At 64.2% G+C, this 562-nt stretch carries 1 pseudogene; it reads right to left on the bottom strand.

Annotated features, from left to right (window positions below):
- Nucleotides 1–562 (bottom strand): annotated as a pseudogene (locus V7787_RS52900) (hypothetical protein); the annotation flags it as partial.

The following is a 562-nucleotide window of genomic DNA, read 5'->3' on the forward strand; positions in this document are numbered from 1 at the left end:
CGCCGATGCCGTCAGCCACGCCGCTAATGCGGCCCGAACCACCATCGTTGATCACCACGTTGCCAAACTTCGGCGACTCGGCTATTTGCAGTTGGATCGCACCGGTGGTCGGATCGGTCACCGTCTTCAGGTTGGCGCCGCTGTAGTTGCCGGCGGTGGTCGCCGCGCCGCGGATCGCCAAGGTCTCACCCAACTTGCGCTGCACGTTACCGGCGGCGGTATCGTTACCGGTGAAGGTCAAGCCCGTATCGGCCAGCGCTTTCACCTGGCCGACATTCGCCGCATCGGTCGAGGCCACGCCCGGACCGACGTTGCTGATCGGCTTGCCGGCAGCGTCGATGCCGTTGCCGGTCACGCTCGGCCCACCGACGATGGCCAGGCCATTGGTGTCAAGCCGGCTGTTGCCCGCAGTGATGCTGTCGACCTTTAGATCCCTGGCCAAATCGAAGCTGACGTTGTCATCGGTCGCGATCTTGCTGACCACAACGTTGCCGTCGGTGTTCTTCAGGTCAACGGTTTCGCCCGGAGCCACCTTGCTGCCGTTGGCACCCTGCGCGCTCAC

The organism is Pseudomonas sp. CGJS7 (assembly GCF_036961695.1).